Here is a 16752-nt window from a genome sequence, read left to right on the forward strand (position 1 = left end):
TGGCATTCGGCGCGAAAAACTGCATTTCCAGCGCCGCACGTGCAGACAGTCCATTCGGACAGCATCCGTAAAGCGGATCATATCTGCACTTCATGCACAGAAAGCCGATCGGCCATACGCTATACGCATAGGTCCCGGCAGCCTGGCGATGCAGGCAGCCGGACAAGACGATAGTTTAGAACGAGTTGCGGAACAGGCCGCGGTCGATCTGACGCTGACGGTATTCCAGGTCGATGCGGTCGAGCGAACCATTGAGGTAGTTGAGTTCGCGGTCCTCAACAGACGGGACGCGCAGGGCGTTGGTGATCTTCTTCAGTTGCTTAAACATGGTAAACCTTCTTTCGTTTACCTCCCGACGCTGAAGATAGTGAAAGGAGGCTCTCTTCACCAGAGCTACAAAAAGGCGGCAGCCATGCACTGCGCGCATGACCTGCACTTTTTCGCTTTAAAAAATGCACAATCGGAGTGCAATTGCCGCCAACCTATGCGCAACGGCCGTCAATCATGGCGAAACATGGACACGAGCCTCTGCCAGCCGTCGCCCGATGACTATGAGACTTGCGGCTGGCCATCGGTATCGCCCCGATGGAAAGAAAAACGATGACGCCTTGGAGGCGGCATTACTCGAAGACGCGCTTGACCGTCGAAACGCTCGGCAGGTCGCGGATCTGTGTGATGAGGTGGTTGAGCTGACGCAGGTCCCAGACCTCGATATCCAGCTGGAACTCGCTGAAATCAGCGGCCACCTGGCCCATCGACAGGGTGCGGATATTGATATCGCTGGTGGCGACAGCCTGGGCAATCTCGGCCAGCGTTCCCGGTTCGTTGAGCGCATTGATCTGTATACGTGCCATGAACCGGGTATTGTTGGCTTCGTCGAGATCCCAGCGCACGTCGATCCAGCGTTCGGACTCCTCGTCGAACCTCTGCAGACTTGGAGACTGGATCGGATAGATGGTGATCCCCTTGTCCTTTTCCATGATCCCGACGATACGATCGCCCGGAACCGCCCCAGACGCGCTGAAATGCACCTCGGCATTGCCGGAAAGCCCGCGGATCGGCAGAGCCTCCGGTCCCTCGCCGTCCAGCACGTCGAACATGTCCTTCGGGCGTCCGGGCAGCTTGAAGACCATGCCGGCGGCGCTGCGCATGTTGAACCAGCCCTCGTCATTAGGCTTGACCGTGACCCGCTCGTCCTGGTGATCGGGATAGACGGCGCGCAGGACATCGAGCGAGGACAGTTCGCCACGTCCGACGGCGGCGATCGCGTCTTCGATCTCCTTGTGGCCGAGCCGGTGCAGGACAGGCTTCATCCCCTCGCGGGTAAAGGATTTTCCGGCCCGCTCGAACGTGCGTTCGAGGATGCGGTAGCCGAGCCCGGAATACTGCTTGCGTACGGCGGCACGCGTGGCGCGGCGGATGGCGGCCCGGGCCTTGCCGGTGACGACGATCTCTTCCCAGGCCGGTGGCGGCACCTGGATGCCGGAACGGACGATCTCGACCTCATCGCCGTTGTTCAATCGCGTGACCAGCGGCATGATCCGGCCGTTGATCTTGGCGCCAACGCAGGTATCGCCGATATTGGTGTGAACGGCATAGGCAAAGTCGATTGGGGTCGCGCCGCGCGGCAGCGCGATCAGCTGGCCCTTCGGCGTGAAGCAGAAGACCTGATCCTGGAACAGTTCGAGCTTTGTATGCTCAAGGAATTCTTCCGGATTATCCCCTTCCGCAAGCGACTCGATCGTCCGGCGCAGCCAGGAATAGGCGTTGGACTTCGGCGACAGTTTGACCTCGCCGACGGGCTCGACGCTATCCTTGTAGAGCGTGTGGGCGGCGATGCCGTATTCGGCAACTTCGTGCATCAGCCGCGTGCGGATCTGCAATTCGATGCGCTGCCGGGACGGGCCGACGATCGTCGTGTGGATCGACTGGTAGTCGTTCTGCTTCGGTGTCGAGATATAATCCTTGAACCGGCCGGGGACGACGCGCCAGCGGGTGTGGACGATCCCAAGCGCCCGGTAGCAGTCCGGAATATCGGCAACGATGATGCGGAAGCCCCAGACGTCGGAAAGCTGCTCGAAGGACAGCGACTTCGACTGCATCTTCTTGAAAACCGAATAGGGCTTCTTCTGCCGCCCCTTGACGAGAGTGCCCGTCAGCCCTCTGGCCTGGAGCAGTTCACCCAGCTCGTCCTCGATCTTCTTGATCAGCCCTTCGTTGCGTGTCGAAAGCTCTTCAAGGCGCCGGGTGACCGTCTGGAAGGCCTCCGGGTTTATGTGGCGGAAGGCAAGGTTTTCAAGCTCTTCGCGCATGTCCTGCATACCCATGCGGCCGGCAAGCGGCGCATAGATATCCATCGTCTCCTCGGAAATCCGGGCACGCTTTTCCGCCGACATATGGTCGAGAGTGCGCATGTTGTGCAGCCGGTCGGCAAGCTTGACGAGAAGAACGCGCACATCGTCGGAAATCGCCAAAAGCAGCTTGCGCAGGTTTTCCGCCTGCTTGGCCTTTTTCGTCACGAGATCGAGTTTTTTGATCTTGGTGAGACCTTCGACCAGCGCGCCGATGTCTTCGCCAAAAAGCTCGTCGATTTCGGCGCGCGTCGCCGTCGTGTCCTCGATCGTGTCATGCAGCAGTGCGACCGCAATGGTCGATTCATCGAGATGCATCTCGGTCAGGATGGCGGCGACTTCAAGAGGATGGGAGATATAGGGATCGCCGCTCGCCCGCTTCTGCTGGCCATGTTTCTGCATGGCGTAAACATAAGCCTTGTTCAAAAGTGCTTCGTTTACATCGGGCTTGTATTTTTGAACGCGCTCAACGAGCTCGTATTGGCGCATCATCCGCGAGGGACTCCAGGAGAGATCCGGAAACAAAAAGTGCGCCAATCATAGGAGTGGCGCACTGCTTTGCAAATACCGGCGTTGCGCGAATTCCAAACGAAAACGCGGCATTGCATCCGAGCAGCGCGTCCGGCCAAGAGGCCGGACACCGCATTGGCTCAATAGTCGTCGCTTTTTTCCGGCGGAACAAGGCCTTCGATGCCGGCCAGCAACTCTTCTTCCGACATGCGGTCGAAGGTCACCACTTCCGGCTGATCGTCTTCGCCCGACTGGTCGGCAAAAACCGAACCGGCGTCGCCGCTGATCATCGAAGCCGGATCGGGCTCGGGCTCATCGACCTCGACATGCTTCTGCAGCGAGTGGATCAGGTCTTCCTTGAGGTCGCCCGGCGACAACGTTTCGTCGGCGATTTCGCGCAATGCGACGACCGGATTCTTGTCGTTATCGCGATCGATGGTGATCGCAGCGCCCTGCGAGATCAGGCGGGCGCGATGGCTTGCCAGAAGCACAAGCTCGAAACGGTTATCGACTTTGTCGATGCAATCTTCAACGGTGACGCGGGCCATTGCCTGTCCTTTGGATCTCAAGAGCGCAGCTGAAATCATGGATGCCATAAGGACGATCCGCTGCTGCGCTGATTAACAACACCGGAACCCGTCCAGCCGTCGGCTTGACAGCATGCGCGGCTCCGATTTCAGGAATTACCCTGCCCGATACAATCAAAACCGCATAAATTCAAGTTTTTCCTGCAATGCAAAAAAAGATATCCGGAAATCCCGGCTGGGGCAGTGCCGGAGGCGAAAATGATATCCGAATAACCACTCCCGAGCGATTGGCTTTGACATCCGCCTAAATGATGGTTGAATATTGTTAAACCCTGATGAAGCATGGAGAAATTGACATTTGTGCTGAGGGCGTCACGCCTTACCCATCAGAAAAAAAATCTAATCAGAGCTGGATATCTGATATTTTTAGCAAAAAACTGCGAGAACTAGCTATTCCAAGCCGAATTTTCTTAGACTAAAGCGAATGCTGGCTTAGAAAGCTGGAATATGATGGAAGCTTAATGTATTCGAACTGTCTGCTACCGAGGACGTTTATGCTCGCCAAGGTTGAATACAAAAGACATTAAGACAACAAAAAGGAATTACGATGTTCGACCCACGCGAAAAAATCGCGCTCTTCATCGATGGGGCCAACCTGTACGCCGCGTCGAAAAGCCTTGGTTTCGACATTGATTATCGCAAGCTTCTCAAGGCCTTCCAGAAGCGTGGCTACCTGCTTCGGGCGTATTATTACACGGCGCTGATCGAGGACCAGGAATATTCATCGATCCGGCCACTGATCGATTGGCTAGACTATAACGGTTACAAGGTTGTGACAAAGCCGGCCAAGGAATTTACCGATTCTCTCGGGCGCCGGAAGATCAAAGGCAATATGGACATCGAACTGGCCATCGATGCGATGGAACAGTCCGAAACGGTGGATCACCTGGTGATCTTTTCCGGCGATGGCGACTTCACCACTCTGGTGGAAGCGCTGCAGCGCAAGGGACGCAAGGTCTCCGTCGTCTCGACAATGTCGACCCAGCCTCCGATGATCGCCGACGATTTGCGCCGGCAGGCCGACCACTTCATCGAGCTTGTCAGCCTGAAGGCCGAAGTCGGCCGCGACCCTTCGGAACGCCCAGTCCGGGTGACCGAACCCGTCACCGAAGAATTCAACGATTGAATACGAAAAAGGACCGGTTGATCACAGCCGGTCCTTTTTTTCAATCTGATCTTCCCCCACCGGATCAACGGTCCTTCAGCAACCGGCTCTTCTGCCGGTTCCAGTCGCGTTCCTTTTCGGTTTCGCGCTTGTCGTGCAGCTTCTTGCCCTTGCCGAGCGCAAGTTCGAGTTTTGCCCTGCCCTGATCGTTGAAATAGATCTTGAGCGGGATGAGCGTCATGCCGTCGCGGTTGATCGCGCTTTGCAGCCGGTGGGCTTCACGTTTCGACAGCAGCAGCTTGCGGCGGCGGCGCGGCTCGTGATTGAAGCGGTTGGCCTGCAGATATTCCGGCAGATAGGAATTGATCAGCCACATCTCCCCACCCTCGTCGGTGGCGTAGGATTCAGCGATGTTCGCTCTGCCTTCGCGCAGCGACTTCACCTCGGTGCCGGTCAGAACCAGACCGGCCTCGTAGGTATCCATGATCTCGTAGTTGTAGCGGGCCTTGCGGTTCTCCGCGACAATCTTGGTGACCACACGCTGGCTGCCTTTGGGTGCCATCAGTTCATCAGCCCCGCATGGCGCAACGCTGCGTCGATGGCAGCCTCGGTTGCTGGTTCCAGGGTCGACAGCAGCGGCGAACGCACGGTGCGGCTCATCTGGCGCAGGCGGTTGAGCGCATATTTGGCGCCGCACAGGCCCGGCTCCATGAAGATTGCCTTGTGCAACGGCATCAGCTTGTCCTGATAATCGAGTGCCTTGGCATAATCGCCGGCCAGCGTCGCTTCCTGGAATTCGGCACAGAGGCGCGGCGCCACATTGGCAGTGACCGAGATGCAGCCGACGCCGCCATGGGCGTTGAAGCCGAGCGCTGTCGCATCCTCGCCAGACAGCTGGACAAAGCCTGCACCGCAGGACAGGCGCTGCTCGGAGACCCGTTCGATCTTGCCGGTCGCATCCTTGACGCCGATGATCGACGGGTAGGCCTTGTGCAGGGCAGCCATCGTCTCGACGCTCATATCCACGACGGAGCGGCCGGGGATATTATAAATGACCACCGGCAGCTTCACGCTTTCGGCAACCGCTGCGAAATGGGCGAAAAGCCCTTTCTGGGTCGGCTTGTTGTAATAGGGCGTCACCACCAGAACGGCGTCCGCGCCGGCCTTCTCGGCGTGCTGCGCCAGCTCGACAGCCTCTGTCGTATTGTTGGACCCGGCGCCCGCAATCACCGGCACGCGCTTGGCCGCGGTTTCGATGCACAGTTCCACCACGCGTTTATGCTCGGCATGCGACAAGGTGGGCGATTCACCAGTCGTGCCGACCGGCACCAGACCGTGACTGCCTTCGCTGATCTGCCATTCGACATGCGCGGCAAAGCTATCCGTATCCACGGCGCCGGAAGCGGTGAACGGGGTGACGAGTGCGGGAATGGATCCCTTGAACATGCACGACTCCTGACGGCCCGGGAGCTTGAAACCAACCCACGCTTTAGCCGCATTTCATGGTTAGAAAACTGGCGCACCTTAATCATGTGAAGTGCCTGCGGCAAGCACTCTATCGCGCCATTCGTTGCCGGTTACTCTCTATCGCATCGGGGCGAGCGGACGTTTTGCGCATTTCAGAGCCGGGCCAGCTGCCAGAATGGGCGCACCCATATTTATGGAATTGAATGAAAACCGGTAACCTTTCGTTAGCGATTGCGTCGCCAAATGAGAGAATGTCGCCGGCAAGCATGGGGTTGTGGATGCGTGGGCATATGTTTCGCCACATGATTGCGATGCTGGGCGCAACGGCATTGGTTTTTTCGACGGTAGCCGTTTCTGCGCAAGACCATCAGGCTCCATTGCCCCGGCCAAAGCCGCAGGCACTGGTGAAGACCGGCCGAGCCCCTTCCCCTGACGTGACCGGCTCCATCATTTCCGCCACCGCCTCGATACCAGTCAATGCGAACCTGAAAGCCGGATTGGACGCCCTTTCCAACAAGGATGCGGGACAAGCGATCGTGGCCCGCAACGCCATGGCCAAGGGCACGCTCGACCGCCACATTCTCACCTGGGCAATAGCCACCTCCGGACAAAAGGGCGTGCCTTCCTATGAAATCGCCGCCGCGCAGCGGGAGCTGAAGGGCTGGCCCGGGCTCGGCGCACTGCGTGCCAATTCCGAGCGTGCGATGTACCGCGAGAACCCGGCCGCTGCCGATGTTCTCTCGGCGTTTGGGACGACGCGGCCGGAAACGCCCGATGGCACCATCATTCTGGCGCGCGCGTTCCAGCAGACGGGCGACACGAACGCGGCCGCAAAATTGCTGCGTGGCCTCTGGCTGAAGGATGTCCTCGACAAGGACACCGAAACCAAGATCCTTGCAGAGTTTCCGGGCCTCCTGACCACAGAAGACCACAAACAGCGGATGGAAATGCTGCTGTATCGCGCCCGCCTCGACCAGGCTGCCCGCTTCAGCGACCTCGGCAAGGCGCAATCGCTTTATCGTGCCTGGATCGCCGTGGCCAAAAAGGCCGGCAATGCGGCGGCGTTGATTGCAGCTGTCGACCGATCCTGGGCCAACGAACCGGCCTACCTGTTCATTCGGATCGAATATCTGCGCAAGCAAGAGAAATACGAAGAGGCCGCCAAACTTCTGGCCGGCCTTTCGAAAGACAAGGACGCGCTGGTCAATCCGGGCGAATGGTGGGTCGAGCAACGGATCATCAGCCGGGGTCTGCTGGACCAGGGCAAGTTCAAGGCGGCCTATGCGATCGCGGCAAACAATTCAGCGATCAGTCCGGCCGATATCGTCGATGCTGAATTCCATGCCGGCTGGTATGCCCTGCGCGGGCTGAAGGACGCGCAGGCCGCAACGCAGCATTTTCAACGCATCCTGAAGGCCTCCAACAGGCCGATTTCGGTGTCGCGGGCCTGGTACTGGATGGGGCGCGCTGCGGAAGCCGGTGCGCCTGGCGATGCAAAAGAGTATTTTGCCAAGGCTGCGGCCTTTCCCGGCACATTCTATGGGCAGCTTGCGGCCGCACGGCTTGGCCGTAAGGGGCTGAACGTCGCCTATCCGTCGCCGACGGCCGACGATCGGTCCCGCTTCGAAGGCCGCGAGGCGGTGCAGGCCATCGCACGGCTGGAAGAGGCAGGGCATGGCTGGCGGGCAGATAATCTCTACCGCGCCTTGGCCGAGGAGATGACCAGTCCAGGAGAGCTTGCGATCCTTTCTGCCCGCGCAGAAAAAACCGGTGGCCATCAGCTGTCGCTGCAGATCGGCAAGCTCGCGTTCGGCCGCGGCATCGATGTCGCGGCCCTCGCCTTCCCGATCGGCGTCATTCCGGCAAATGCCAATATCAGTGGTGCAGGCAAGGCGCTGGCCTACGCGATTGCCCGCCAGGAAAGCGCCTTCAATCCGGCGGCGATCTCGCCGGCGAACGCACGCGGACTGCTGCAGATCCTGCCGGGTACGGCCAAGGGCGTGGCCGGACGGCATGGCCTTGCCTATTCCCAGGAGCGCCTGACCACGGACACCGCCTATAATGCCACGCTCGGCGCCCATTATCTCGGCGAACAAATCGACGATTTCGGCGGTTCCTACATTCTTACCTTCATCGCCTATAATGCCGGCCCCCGCCGTGTTCCCGACTGGATCAACCGCTATGGCGACCCGCGCGGCAAGTCGATCGACGACGTGGTCGACTGGATCGAGCGCATCCCCTTCGCCGAAACCCGCAATTATGTGCAGCGGGTGATGGAAAACTATCAGGTCTACAAATCCCGGCTCGGGCAAACAGCTGATATCGTAAAAGATCTGCGCGTGGGTCGCTGACAACATTCCTTTATTCGCCTTCCGGCAGCGAACCTGGATTGCCGGACGGCACAAAGTCCGCCGCCCCTCTTTCGGCCCTGTCATGATCAGCTATGGTTCTTCCGACAATCGTCGAAGGGAGACATCGTGACGAGCGCCACCAAAATCAGTTTTCAGGAACGCCGTTTTTTAGCCAATGACGGATTGCAGCTTTACGCCCGCGACTATGGCGAGGACGATCCGCGAACGGCGGCGGCACTTCCGATCGTCTGCCTCCCCGGTCTCAGCCGCAATAGCCGCGATTTTCACCTTCTAGCGGCAGCGTTTTCAACTCATCCCGACAAACCACGCCGGGTCATCGCGCTCGACTATCGGGGGCGTGGATATTCGGATTGGGATGCAGACAAAAGCCGGTATCAGCTACCGGTGGAGGCGGAAGACGTCATCAGCGCCTGCGCCGCTCTCGATATTGCCCGCGCAATCTTCATCGGCACCTCGCGCGGCGGCCTGATCCTGCATCTTCTCGCAACCCTGCGGCCAGCGCTGCTCGCCGCCGTAGTCCTGAACGATATCGGGCCAGTCATCGACATCGCCGGTCTCCTGCAAATCCGGCAGTATTTGGAGGCGCAACGACCGCCGCGGTCGTGGGAAGCGGCTGTCGACAGCCTGAAGCAAATACATGGCGCGGCTTTCCCCGCCCTCGACGATACGGACTGGAGAGATATGGCAGAGGCCGTCTTCCGCGAAAGGAACGGCATTCTCGCCGCTGATTTCGATCCGGCCATCATCGAACCTCTGAAAAGCATGGATGCAAACACTCCGCTGCCGGATCTCTGGTCCCTCTACCAGGGGTTTGAGACAGTGCCGTTGATGGTCATCAGGGGCGAGAACTCCCGCATTCTGTCACAGGCAACCTTCGCGGAGATGGGGCAACGGCATTCGGACATGAAAACAATTACAGCTATGGGACAAGGACATGCCCCGCTGCTGCATCGCCCGGATTTGCTGGCCGAAATCACCGCGTTCATCGACAGGATTTGATAACAGCGCCGGCTACGCGAGCCGTAAGCGGGGCCAAACGCCCAAACGGAAAAAGCCCGGTCTTTCGACCGGGCTTTCCATCACTGATATGAAACCAGAGATTAGAAGTCGCGCTGCAGACGCAGGAAAACCACTTGTCGCATCGTTGCCGACGTAGTTTGTCGTCGCGCCAGCACGGTTGTAAGAACCGCTGTCGATGTCCTGATACTGAACTGTAGCAAGAGCCTTCAGACCGTCTGTGATCTGGTAGCCAGCCGTCAGACCAACACGCCATGCATCAACACCGTTGATGAAAGCATAGTCGCCGAAGTACTGAGCAGCCGGAGTGATCGTCAGCTTGTCGGTTGCCTTGAACTCGTACGATGCTGCAACGGTCCATTCGGATTCGTTGTAGTATGCGTTCGGGTCGGATGCCCAGACACCAGCAAGGTTGAACGTGCCAGCGCCAAGTTCAGCGGACAAGATAGCGCGGATCGCGCCTTCTTCACGCTCTGTGTCGTATGCGCCGAGCAGGGTAGCAGTTACACCACCAACTGAGCCAGACAGCAGGGCAGCAACGCCAACGCCGTTGTCCTTACGACCGAAGTCATTCGGAAGCTGCGTAGCAAGGAACGGACCGCCGCGACCGAGGCCTTCGAGTTCGTCAACCGAGATACCGGCCTTGAACGCGCCGCCATCGTAGGTGTACGAGATCGAGTTGAACAGGGTGGTGGTTGCAAGAGCGTCGGTTTCGCCGGCAATGCCGTCGTCCCACCAGCTGTAGTAGTAACCGAACTTGAAGCCGGCGATCGCGAACGAAGCCGTATCAAGGAAGGTCGAGTCGCTGTTGTCAGCCGCGTCGGCGTTGGTCTGCAGAACGATCGTGCTTTCGAGCGTGCCAAGTTCAGTGTCGTTCTTGGCGTCGAACTGCAGCTGACCACGTGTGAAGGTATCCCAGCTGGACGAACCGTTGCCTTCGAAAGCACCCTTCTGTACTTGGTCACGACCGAAGTTGGTCTGGAAACGGACGTAACCACCGATCTTCAGGCAGGTTTCCGTGCCCGGGATGTAGAAGTAGCCAGTGCCGAAAGCGTCGCAAACGCGAACGTATTCCATTGGTTCCGGCTCAGCAGCAACGATTGCGTCAGCTGCCTGGGCGCCGGATACTGCTGCGAGAGCTGCAGCGGAGCCGAGAAGAAGGCTCTTGATGTTCATTTCTGACCTCCAGTCAGAAATACCTCACCAGGCGCGTTTGACCTCCCCTTCACAACCCCGACCAGTTGCGGGAAGGCCAACCGCTAAAAGACCCTGTGCCCTTATTTGTGACGCTCCAGAATCGGCACGCATCCATCGAGATCATATGGAGCGAGATGTGCATATCGCATGGTGACGTGAAGCGTTTGGTGACCAAGCCATACCTGTACGCGGCGGATGTCGATGCCACCTCTTACAAGCCTTGAAGCACACGTATGGCGGAGCACGTGGGGAACGACGTCGCTATCGGTCGATAACCCCACCTCTTGCTTGGACTGGTTCCACACCGCGCGGAATTGTTGCTGATCGATGGTAACGAAAGGTCCGTTTTGACCGGCTTGGCGGGCAACCGCGGCGACAGCACGCGACGTAAGAGGGACTGACCGGCTCTTTCCGGATTTCGTCACCCAGAACGTCGCGCGATTTTCGTTAATGTCTGTCCATCTTAAATTGATGGCCTCTCCCAGACGGGCGCCAGTATCAACGAGAAAGACACAAAAGCGATGATAGAGTTCTGAATGGCCTTCGATCGCTGCAAAGAGCCGATCTTCCTCGTCGTATTCAAGGAAACGAATACGGCCAGATTTCTCTTTCTGGCGCCGGAATTCGGGTAAACTGTGTATCTCTCCCATTTTTAACGCCTTCCGCAACAGCTTGCTCAGTGCCGCCATCTTTCGATTGATGGTTGCGTTGCTGTTGCCGCGTTTGCGGAGAGAGGCGATCAGGCCATCGAGCATTTCGTCAGTGAATACCGAGAACTCAGGCGTAATCAGCAGAGTGTGGAGTTCATATATAAAGGCCGTCACATTATATTTGTGAGACCCTGGCTCCCAGAGCAAATCTCCATAGCGCTCAAAGAGCAGCTTGAGAGATACGCTTTCCACCGGTTTGGCGGGGCGGCCGACAGCGAATTGGTAGTGGAGACTATAGGCTCCGATACCCGCGCTTTCAAAGTCGGCGTTACCGCCCGCTTTGTCTCGTGCTCGGCCCAAAGAACCCCCTCCAAAGAGGAATTATTCAAAGACGGCCGCGCTCAGTATTCAATTTAAACCTGCTTCGAACGGATCACCAAAGTCTGCACCGTCAACAACAGTTACTCAAATGCAACAGCCCGCAACCTCTGAAGAGGCTGCGGGCAATTTACAATCTGATCAGACGATCAGATTAGAAGTCGCGCTGCAGACGGATGAAGCCAGAAACTTCGTCGCCACCGATGTTGTTGGTCGTACCGTCGAAACGTGTGAACGAACCATCGTCAACGTCCTGGTACTGAACCGTTACGAGCGACTTCAGACCATCAGTGATCTGGTAGCCAGCCGTCAGGCCTACACGCCAAGCATCAACACCGTCGTAGAAACCGAAGTCGCTGAAGTACTGAGCTGCCGGAGTGATGGTCAGCTTGTCGGTTGCCTTGAACTCGTACGATGCTGCAACGGTCCACTCGGATTCGTTGTAGTATACGTTCGGGTCAGAAGCCCAGACGCCAGCCAGGCTGAACGTGCCAGCACCGAGTTCAGCGGACAAGATAGCGCGGACAGCGCCTTCTTCGCGCTCCGTGTCATAACCACCGAGCAGGGTCGCCGTTACGCCACCAACCGAACCGGACAGCATGGCAGCAACGCCAACGCCGTTATCCTTGCGGCTGAAATCGTTCGGCGAATCGGGGAAACCACCAACGCGGCCGATGCCTTCGAGTTCGTCAACCGAGATACCGGCCTTGAATGCGCCGCCATCGTAGGTGTACGAGATCGAGTTGAACAGGGTGTTGGTTGCAAGAGCGTCGGTTTCGCCGGCAATGCCGTCGTCCCACCAGCTGTAGTAGTAGCCGAACTTGAAGCCAGCGATCGAGATCGAAGCCGTATCCAAGAATGTGCGGTCCGTTTCGTCGCTTTCAGCGCCGCTAGCCTGGCTAGCATTGGTCTGCAGAACGATGGTGCTTTCGAGCGTGCCAAGTTCCGTGTCGTTCTTGGCATCGAACTGCAGCTGGCCACGTGTGAACGTGTTCCAGTCAGACGTGCCCGACTGATCACGACCGAAGTTGGTCTGGAAACGGACGTAACCACCGATCTTCAGGCAGGTTTCCGTGCCCGGGATGTAGAAGTAGCCAGTGCCGAAAGCGTCGCAAACGCGAACGTATTCCATTGGTTCCGGCTCAGCAGCAACGATTGCGTCAGCTGCCTGGGCGCCGGATACTGCTGCGAGAGCTGCAGCGGAGCCGAGAAGAAGGCTCTTGATGTTCATTTCTGACCTCCAGTCAAAAGTTTCAAACAGGTCTGGGTATTATACTGAAGGACAGTATTCCCTGCCCCATCCCCAACATTTAAGAAGTCGGACGATCAACCGCCCTTGCTTCCGGAGTTGAAAATACAAGACGGGACCGCTGGCGCAATCACCAACTTGCCAGTTCGTCCTGTTTGGCCCGCCCTTCCCCCTGCGCTGTTGCTGAAACGACACAAAATCGCCTCAAGCGACCGGAAAGTCTTAACAAGACATTAAGAAAACCCTTTGTTCGCCGAGACTTAGCCTTGGTCAACGCGGCCCTCGGCGTATCAGAACGAGGCAAAAAAGCGGCGAAACGCCGCTGCACTAGCGGATTCGCGGTGGTGGGCGGGCATGTCGCGCCGGCTGCATCGATCCTCTCCAGCAGTCACGAACCGGAATCGCGACGCCGCTTTGGACGGCAAACGGAGAGATTTGCAGAATCACGGTCCGATACGGGGCGAAGGCGATTCGTGCGTGGACATCGGCTAAGCCATCAAAACCGTATGCTCCCACGCCGCGCCTCAATGGATAAGCCGACTTGAGCGGATATTCGGTGATGGCCGGGAACAGAGCTGCAGGACCGAAGCCGGTATGCGGAGAAGAGAGAGTGGCCGGTTCAATACTGGGATTGCGCAGTACCGTGTATCGGCGAGCATCCGGCAAATCCCCAAGCGATGGGCAGACGCCAACGCCATTCCGTTTCTGTTTCAGACTTAGCCGAGCGGCTGTGCAGTCGGCAGCGCAAGGCAACATGAAACGGAGGATGGGATCGAACGGAGCGACACAAGGTCATGCAAGCGAGAAAGCGACGATGCGGAGCTGGACGCCAACATAACATGCGGCAATCAATGCGTGCCAGCGTTCTTGACGGAAAATCTTGCGGGTGAGGTCTGATGGCGGAGAAGATGGGATTCGAACCCACGATACCCTTCCGGGTATACTCCCTTAGCAGGGGAGCGCCTTCGACCACTCGGCCACCTCTCCGTTGACGCCTGACTAGAGTCAGGCGCCTTTCATTGCAAGGGGTTTTTGCGGTTTCCCTCGACAAAGTTGATTTTGCACCCGGTTGGCGCGGTCCCGCAGGCTGTAAATGCGGACCGCGCGGCATGCGGCACTCTCTATCAAGAGTTCGGCCCATAGCTTTGTTCAGGATGGGGCGGCGATGCCGTGGCGCGATGGCCAGCCATGGGCCGCGACGGAAACGATTGGCATTGCGTATTGCCGATTGCCCGCAACAGGGGTGTTGCGCTAATCCTTCTCTTTATAGAAGCGCGTCCGCCGACAGCGGGAACGCTGCAGACAAGCACAGGTTCGGAATCCACCATGAGCAATGACAGCAAGCCGGAAATAAAAGTGACGATTGAAAAGCTGCGCAATGGCCGATGGGCTTTCGTGCTCAAGCGCGGCGCCGTCGTCTATCCCGCCCACGGCCAGTTCACCAACCAGATCGAAGCCATTGCCGCCGGGCAGGCCGCGCTCAAGGCGCTGGAAAAAAACCGCTAAGCCGATCCGCTTTTCTTGCTGCCAGAAGGGCCAGAGCTGTTTCTACAGCTCTGGCCCTTCTTTGTTTCCGCCCATTACCGGCCGCTGTATCTCAGGTCTTTTTCGCCAGCCGGTCGATCGCATTCTGGGTGGCGGCGCCGAAATCGCCGTCCAGCGGGCCGCTGTAAAGGCCGCGATCCTTGAGCAGTGCCTGGATTTCCTTGCGGAAGGCGGGCGTGAAATTGTCCGGCGAGGTCTTCAGCTCCTGGAGCTTGGCCGGATCGCCTCCCTCGACACTTGCCGCCGCCCAGCGCACCGCCTCTTTCGGATCCGCCCTGGTACCCAATCCCCAATCATAAAGGCGGCTGAGATTGCCCATGGCATAGGCGCTGCCGGCATTGGAGGCCATTTCATACCAGTTGCGCGCCTGCGCATAGTCCTGCGGCACGGCCTTGCCGTCATCATAGAACCAGCCAAGCAGCGCCATCGAATAGGCATCGCCGACATTGGCGGCCTTTTCATACCAGACCTTCGCCTGGGCATAATCCTGTGGCGTGCCGAGACCATTCTGATAGGCCCAGCCGAGCGAGGACATCGCATTGGCATCACCGGCCTCGGCCGCTTTCTGGTACCAGGAGAGCGACAGGTCGAGGTCTTTCGCCACCCCGTTGCCCTCACGGTAGAACCAGCCCACTGTCGCCATGGCATTGGCGTAACCCTGGTTGGCCGAAAGCTGGTACCATTTTAAAGATTCCGCGTAATCCTGCGGAACGCTGCCGTAGCCATCACGATAGAGCCAGCCGAGCGATGCCTGGGCATAGGAATTGCCGTTGTTGGCGGCATGCTCGAACATTTCCTTGCCCTTCTCGACATCGACGGGACCGTCCGTGCCGTAGATCGAGAACCAGGCGAGGTTCGTCAGTCCATACATATTGCCGCCATCGGCTGCCTTTTGATAGTTGCTGCGGGCATCGACATAATTGCGGCCAGCGTCCTGTGCCCGTCCGAGCATATTGACGAGCATCATGTCGTCGGGGTTTTCGTTGACGGCCTGGGCGCAGGCCGTCAGTGCACGCGCCGCATCAATCTTCAGGAAATTGACGCCGAGGAAGCCCGGCATCGATTGCGGCTCGCCGGCGAGCAAGTAGCAATCACGCGATGCCTGCGTGTCCTTGCCGGTCTGCGAGATGTTCAAGCCCTTCTTTGGCTCAAGTGCGGCGATCTGTGTTTCCGCCTCGGCCCTGTGCTTGCTGTCGGGGTAACGCTCGACGAAACGGGTCAGCGCCGCGCCATCGGTCGATTGCTTGAGCGCCTCCCAGGCGATTTCATCCGGCGTCACAGTCGTCTGCGCCGCTTCGTCCAAGAGCTTCAATTTCTTTTCGGCCAGCATCTTGTAGACCGGGTCGGCGCCGTGTTTGGCCAAAAACACCTCGATCAGATCCTTGTCGGCGAGATCGCGGATATTCTGCCAGTCGGCAGCGGCAGCCGACTGGCCGTTCGGCGAGACTGCCTGTGTGTTGCCATTGTTGGTGATGTTGATGTTCACTTCCTTGATATTGAGGAAGATCTGCGCGCCGCCGAGCGAACCGTAGACGAAGGGCTCCTGCTCGCGATTGGTCGCCGTCACCACGTCATCGCGGACCTTGCCGAGCGCGATGCGGACATCGACGCCGGGTTCGGTCAGATATTTCGACAGCGCCGTGGCAAACGGGCTGTTCTTGCCCTCGCCGTCCATCGCTACCGTGCCGGCCTTAGAGGCGAAGGCGACCAGAAGGTCGGCCGATTCGGGCTCGACACGCGCCAGGCCACGGCTGACCGCGCGGGTGGAGATCGAACGGCTCATCGATTGCTCGAAGGGATTGTTGCGGCAGGCGTCGAGAATGACCAGTTTCAGCCGTGTTGCACCTTCGAGCGAGCGCTGCACGCGATCGAGCGGGATCGCCTCGTCTTCCACATCCTTGTCGGTCTTCAGGCTGACATCGACCGGCAGGAGGAAATTCTGGCCGTTCATCTCCATGCCATGGCCGGAATAATAGATGATGGCGACATCGGCACCGGCGGCGGTGTCCTCGAAATCGCGCAGCGCGCGGACCATTGCGGCGCGGTCGAGATCGTGGACCGCCGTCACCGTATCGAAGCCGGCCTCTTCGAAGGAGGTCTTCATCAGCTCGACATCGTTGGCCGGATTGTTCAGCTGCGACGTGGCCTCGTATTTCTCGTTGCCGATCAACAGGGCGACGCGTTTTGCCGCTTCGGCAGGACCGGACTGACACGCGATGATCGACAACGCCAGAACGAAGAGCGGCAGCCAGCCATGGAAATGACGCTTGAACATGATTTTCCCCTCCGCGCTCGTGCAGCCTGCCGGGATGTAATGCACCCTT

General features: G+C 58.5%; 12 protein-coding genes, 1 tRNA gene and 1 pseudogene. 4 read left to right on the forward strand and 10 right to left on the reverse strand.

Annotation, left to right across the window (positions count from 1 at the left end):
• Positions 1-175: 175 nt before the first annotated feature.
• The 3 genes from ACP7BS_RS21985 to rpoZ form a co-directional block, all read right to left on the reverse strand.
• Complete coding sequence (locus ACP7BS_RS21985) at positions 176-328, reverse strand: DUF3563 domain-containing protein (RefSeq protein WP_082546971.1); 153 nt, start codon at positions 326-328, stop codon at positions 176-178.
• Between the two features lie 292 nt (positions 329-620).
• A complete protein-coding gene (locus ACP7BS_RS21990; RefSeq protein WP_426231918.1) occupies positions 621-2843 on the reverse strand; it encodes a RelA/SpoT family protein in 2223 nt (740 codons plus the stop codon).
• A gap of 158 nt (positions 2844-3001) precedes the next feature.
• Positions 3002-3409: a DNA-directed RNA polymerase subunit omega gene (rpoZ, locus tag ACP7BS_RS21995; RefSeq protein ID WP_113246076.1), complete on the reverse strand. Its 408-nt coding sequence runs from the start codon at positions 3407-3409 to the stop codon at positions 3002-3004.
• A gap of 586 nt (positions 3410-3995) precedes the next feature.
• On the opposite strand from rpoZ, the gene ACP7BS_RS22000 reads away from it, so the two are divergent.
• Positions 3996-4574 (forward strand): NYN domain-containing protein, encoded by a 579-nt coding sequence (locus ACP7BS_RS22000; protein ID WP_426231919.1) that lies wholly within the window; start codon positions 3996-3998, stop codon positions 4572-4574.
• 64 nt (positions 4575-4638) lie between these two features.
• On the opposite strand, the gene smpB is transcribed toward ACP7BS_RS22000, so the two are convergent.
• Together smpB and dapA are read right to left on the reverse strand one after the other, a co-directional pair.
• Positions 4639-5115: an SsrA-binding protein SmpB gene (gene smpB / locus ACP7BS_RS22005; RefSeq protein ID WP_426231920.1), complete on the reverse strand. Its 477-nt coding sequence runs from the start codon at positions 5113-5115 to the stop codon at positions 4639-4641.
• A complete protein-coding gene (dapA, locus tag ACP7BS_RS22010) occupies positions 5115-5999 on the reverse strand; it encodes a 4-hydroxy-tetrahydrodipicolinate synthase (RefSeq protein WP_426231921.1) in 885 nt (294 codons plus the stop codon). The genes smpB and dapA overlap by 1 nt, the downstream gene beginning before the upstream one ends.
• A gap of 299 nt (positions 6000-6298) precedes the next feature.
• Between dapA and ACP7BS_RS22015 the strand changes: the two genes are divergently transcribed.
• Entirely contained in the window at positions 6299-8371 is a 2073-nt protein-coding gene (locus ACP7BS_RS22015) for a transglycosylase SLT domain-containing protein (RefSeq protein WP_426239828.1), read from the forward strand.
• A 126-nt stretch (positions 8372-8497) separates the two neighbouring features.
• Complete coding sequence (locus tag ACP7BS_RS22020; RefSeq protein WP_426239829.1) at positions 8498-9391, forward strand: alpha/beta fold hydrolase; 894 nt, start codon at positions 8498-8500, stop codon at positions 9389-9391.
• Positions 9392-9492: 101 nt separating this feature from the next.
• Here the strand turns inward: ACP7BS_RS22020 and ACP7BS_RS22025 are convergent.
• From ACP7BS_RS22025 to ACP7BS_RS22040, 4 genes and pseudogenes are all read right to left on the reverse strand, one after another.
• A pseudogene (locus ACP7BS_RS22025) lies at positions 9493-10585 on the reverse strand (porin).
• A gap of 101 nt (positions 10586-10686) precedes the next feature.
• On the reverse strand, positions 10687-11616 hold the full coding sequence (locus ACP7BS_RS22030; RefSeq protein ID WP_426231925.1) for a tyrosine-type recombinase/integrase: 930 nt from the start codon (positions 11614-11616) through the stop codon (positions 10687-10689).
• A 172-nt stretch (positions 11617-11788) separates the two neighbouring features.
• Positions 11789-12865 carry a porin gene (locus ACP7BS_RS22035; RefSeq protein ID WP_426231926.1) on the reverse strand — a complete coding sequence of 359 codons (1077 nt, stop codon included), beginning with the start codon at positions 12863-12865 and terminating at the stop codon, positions 11789-11791.
• 915 nt (positions 12866-13780) lie between these two features.
• Positions 13781-13870 (reverse strand) — tRNA-Ser (locus ACP7BS_RS22040).
• A gap of 339 nt (positions 13871-14209) precedes the next feature.
• Here ACP7BS_RS22040 and ACP7BS_RS22045 point away from each other — a divergent pair.
• Entirely contained in the window at positions 14210-14389 is a 180-nt protein-coding gene (locus ACP7BS_RS22045) for a hypothetical protein (protein ID WP_426239831.1), read from the forward strand.
• 91 nt (positions 14390-14480) lie between these two features.
• On the opposite strand, the gene ACP7BS_RS22050 is transcribed toward ACP7BS_RS22045, so the two are convergent.
• Positions 14481-16703 carry a caspase family protein gene (locus ACP7BS_RS22050; RefSeq protein WP_426239832.1) on the reverse strand — a complete coding sequence of 741 codons (2223 nt, stop codon included), beginning with the start codon at positions 16701-16703 and terminating at the stop codon, positions 14481-14483.
• Positions 16704-16752: the final 49 nt, after the last annotated feature.

Origin of the sequence: Pararhizobium sp. DWP1-1-3, assembly GCF_049896125.1 — a bacterium.
Classification (GTDB): domain Bacteria; phylum Pseudomonadota; class Alphaproteobacteria; order Rhizobiales; family Rhizobiaceae; genus Pararhizobium.

Coding starts and splice junctions, on each gene's coding strand:
- ACP7BS_RS21985 (WP_082546971.1), bottom strand. CDS start 328: ATGTTTAAGCAACTGAAGAAGATCACCAACGCCCTGCGCGTCCCGTCT.
- ACP7BS_RS22000 (WP_426231919.1), top strand. CDS start 3,996: ATGTTCGACCCACGCGAAAAAATCGCGCTCTTCATCGATGGGGCCAAC.
- ACP7BS_RS22015 (WP_426239828.1), top strand. CDS start 6,299: ATGCGTGGGCATATGTTTCGCCACATGATTGCGATGCTGGGCGCAACG.
- ACP7BS_RS22045 (WP_426239831.1), top strand. CDS start 14,210: ATGAGCAATGACAGCAAGCCGGAAATAAAAGTGACGATTGAAAAGCTG.
- rpoZ (WP_113246076.1), bottom strand. CDS start 3,409: ATGGCCCGCGTCACCGTTGAAGATTGCATCGACAAAGTCGATAACCGT.
- dapA (WP_426231921.1), bottom strand. CDS start 5,999: ATGTTCAAGGGATCCATTCCCGCACTCGTCACCCCGTTCACCGCTTCC.
- ACP7BS_RS22035 (WP_426231926.1), bottom strand. CDS start 12,865: ATGAACATCAAGAGCCTTCTTCTCGGCTCCGCTGCAGCTCTCGCAGCA.
- ACP7BS_RS22050 (WP_426239832.1), bottom strand. CDS start 16,703: ATGTTCAAGCGTCATTTCCATGGCTGGCTGCCGCTCTTCGTTCTGGCG.
- smpB (WP_426231920.1), bottom strand. CDS start 5,115: ATGGCACCCAAAGGCAGCCAGCGTGTGGTCACCAAGATTGTCGCGGAG.
- ACP7BS_RS21990 (WP_426231918.1), bottom strand. CDS start 2,843: ATGATGCGCCAATACGAGCTCGTTGAGCGCGTTCAAAAATACAAGCCC.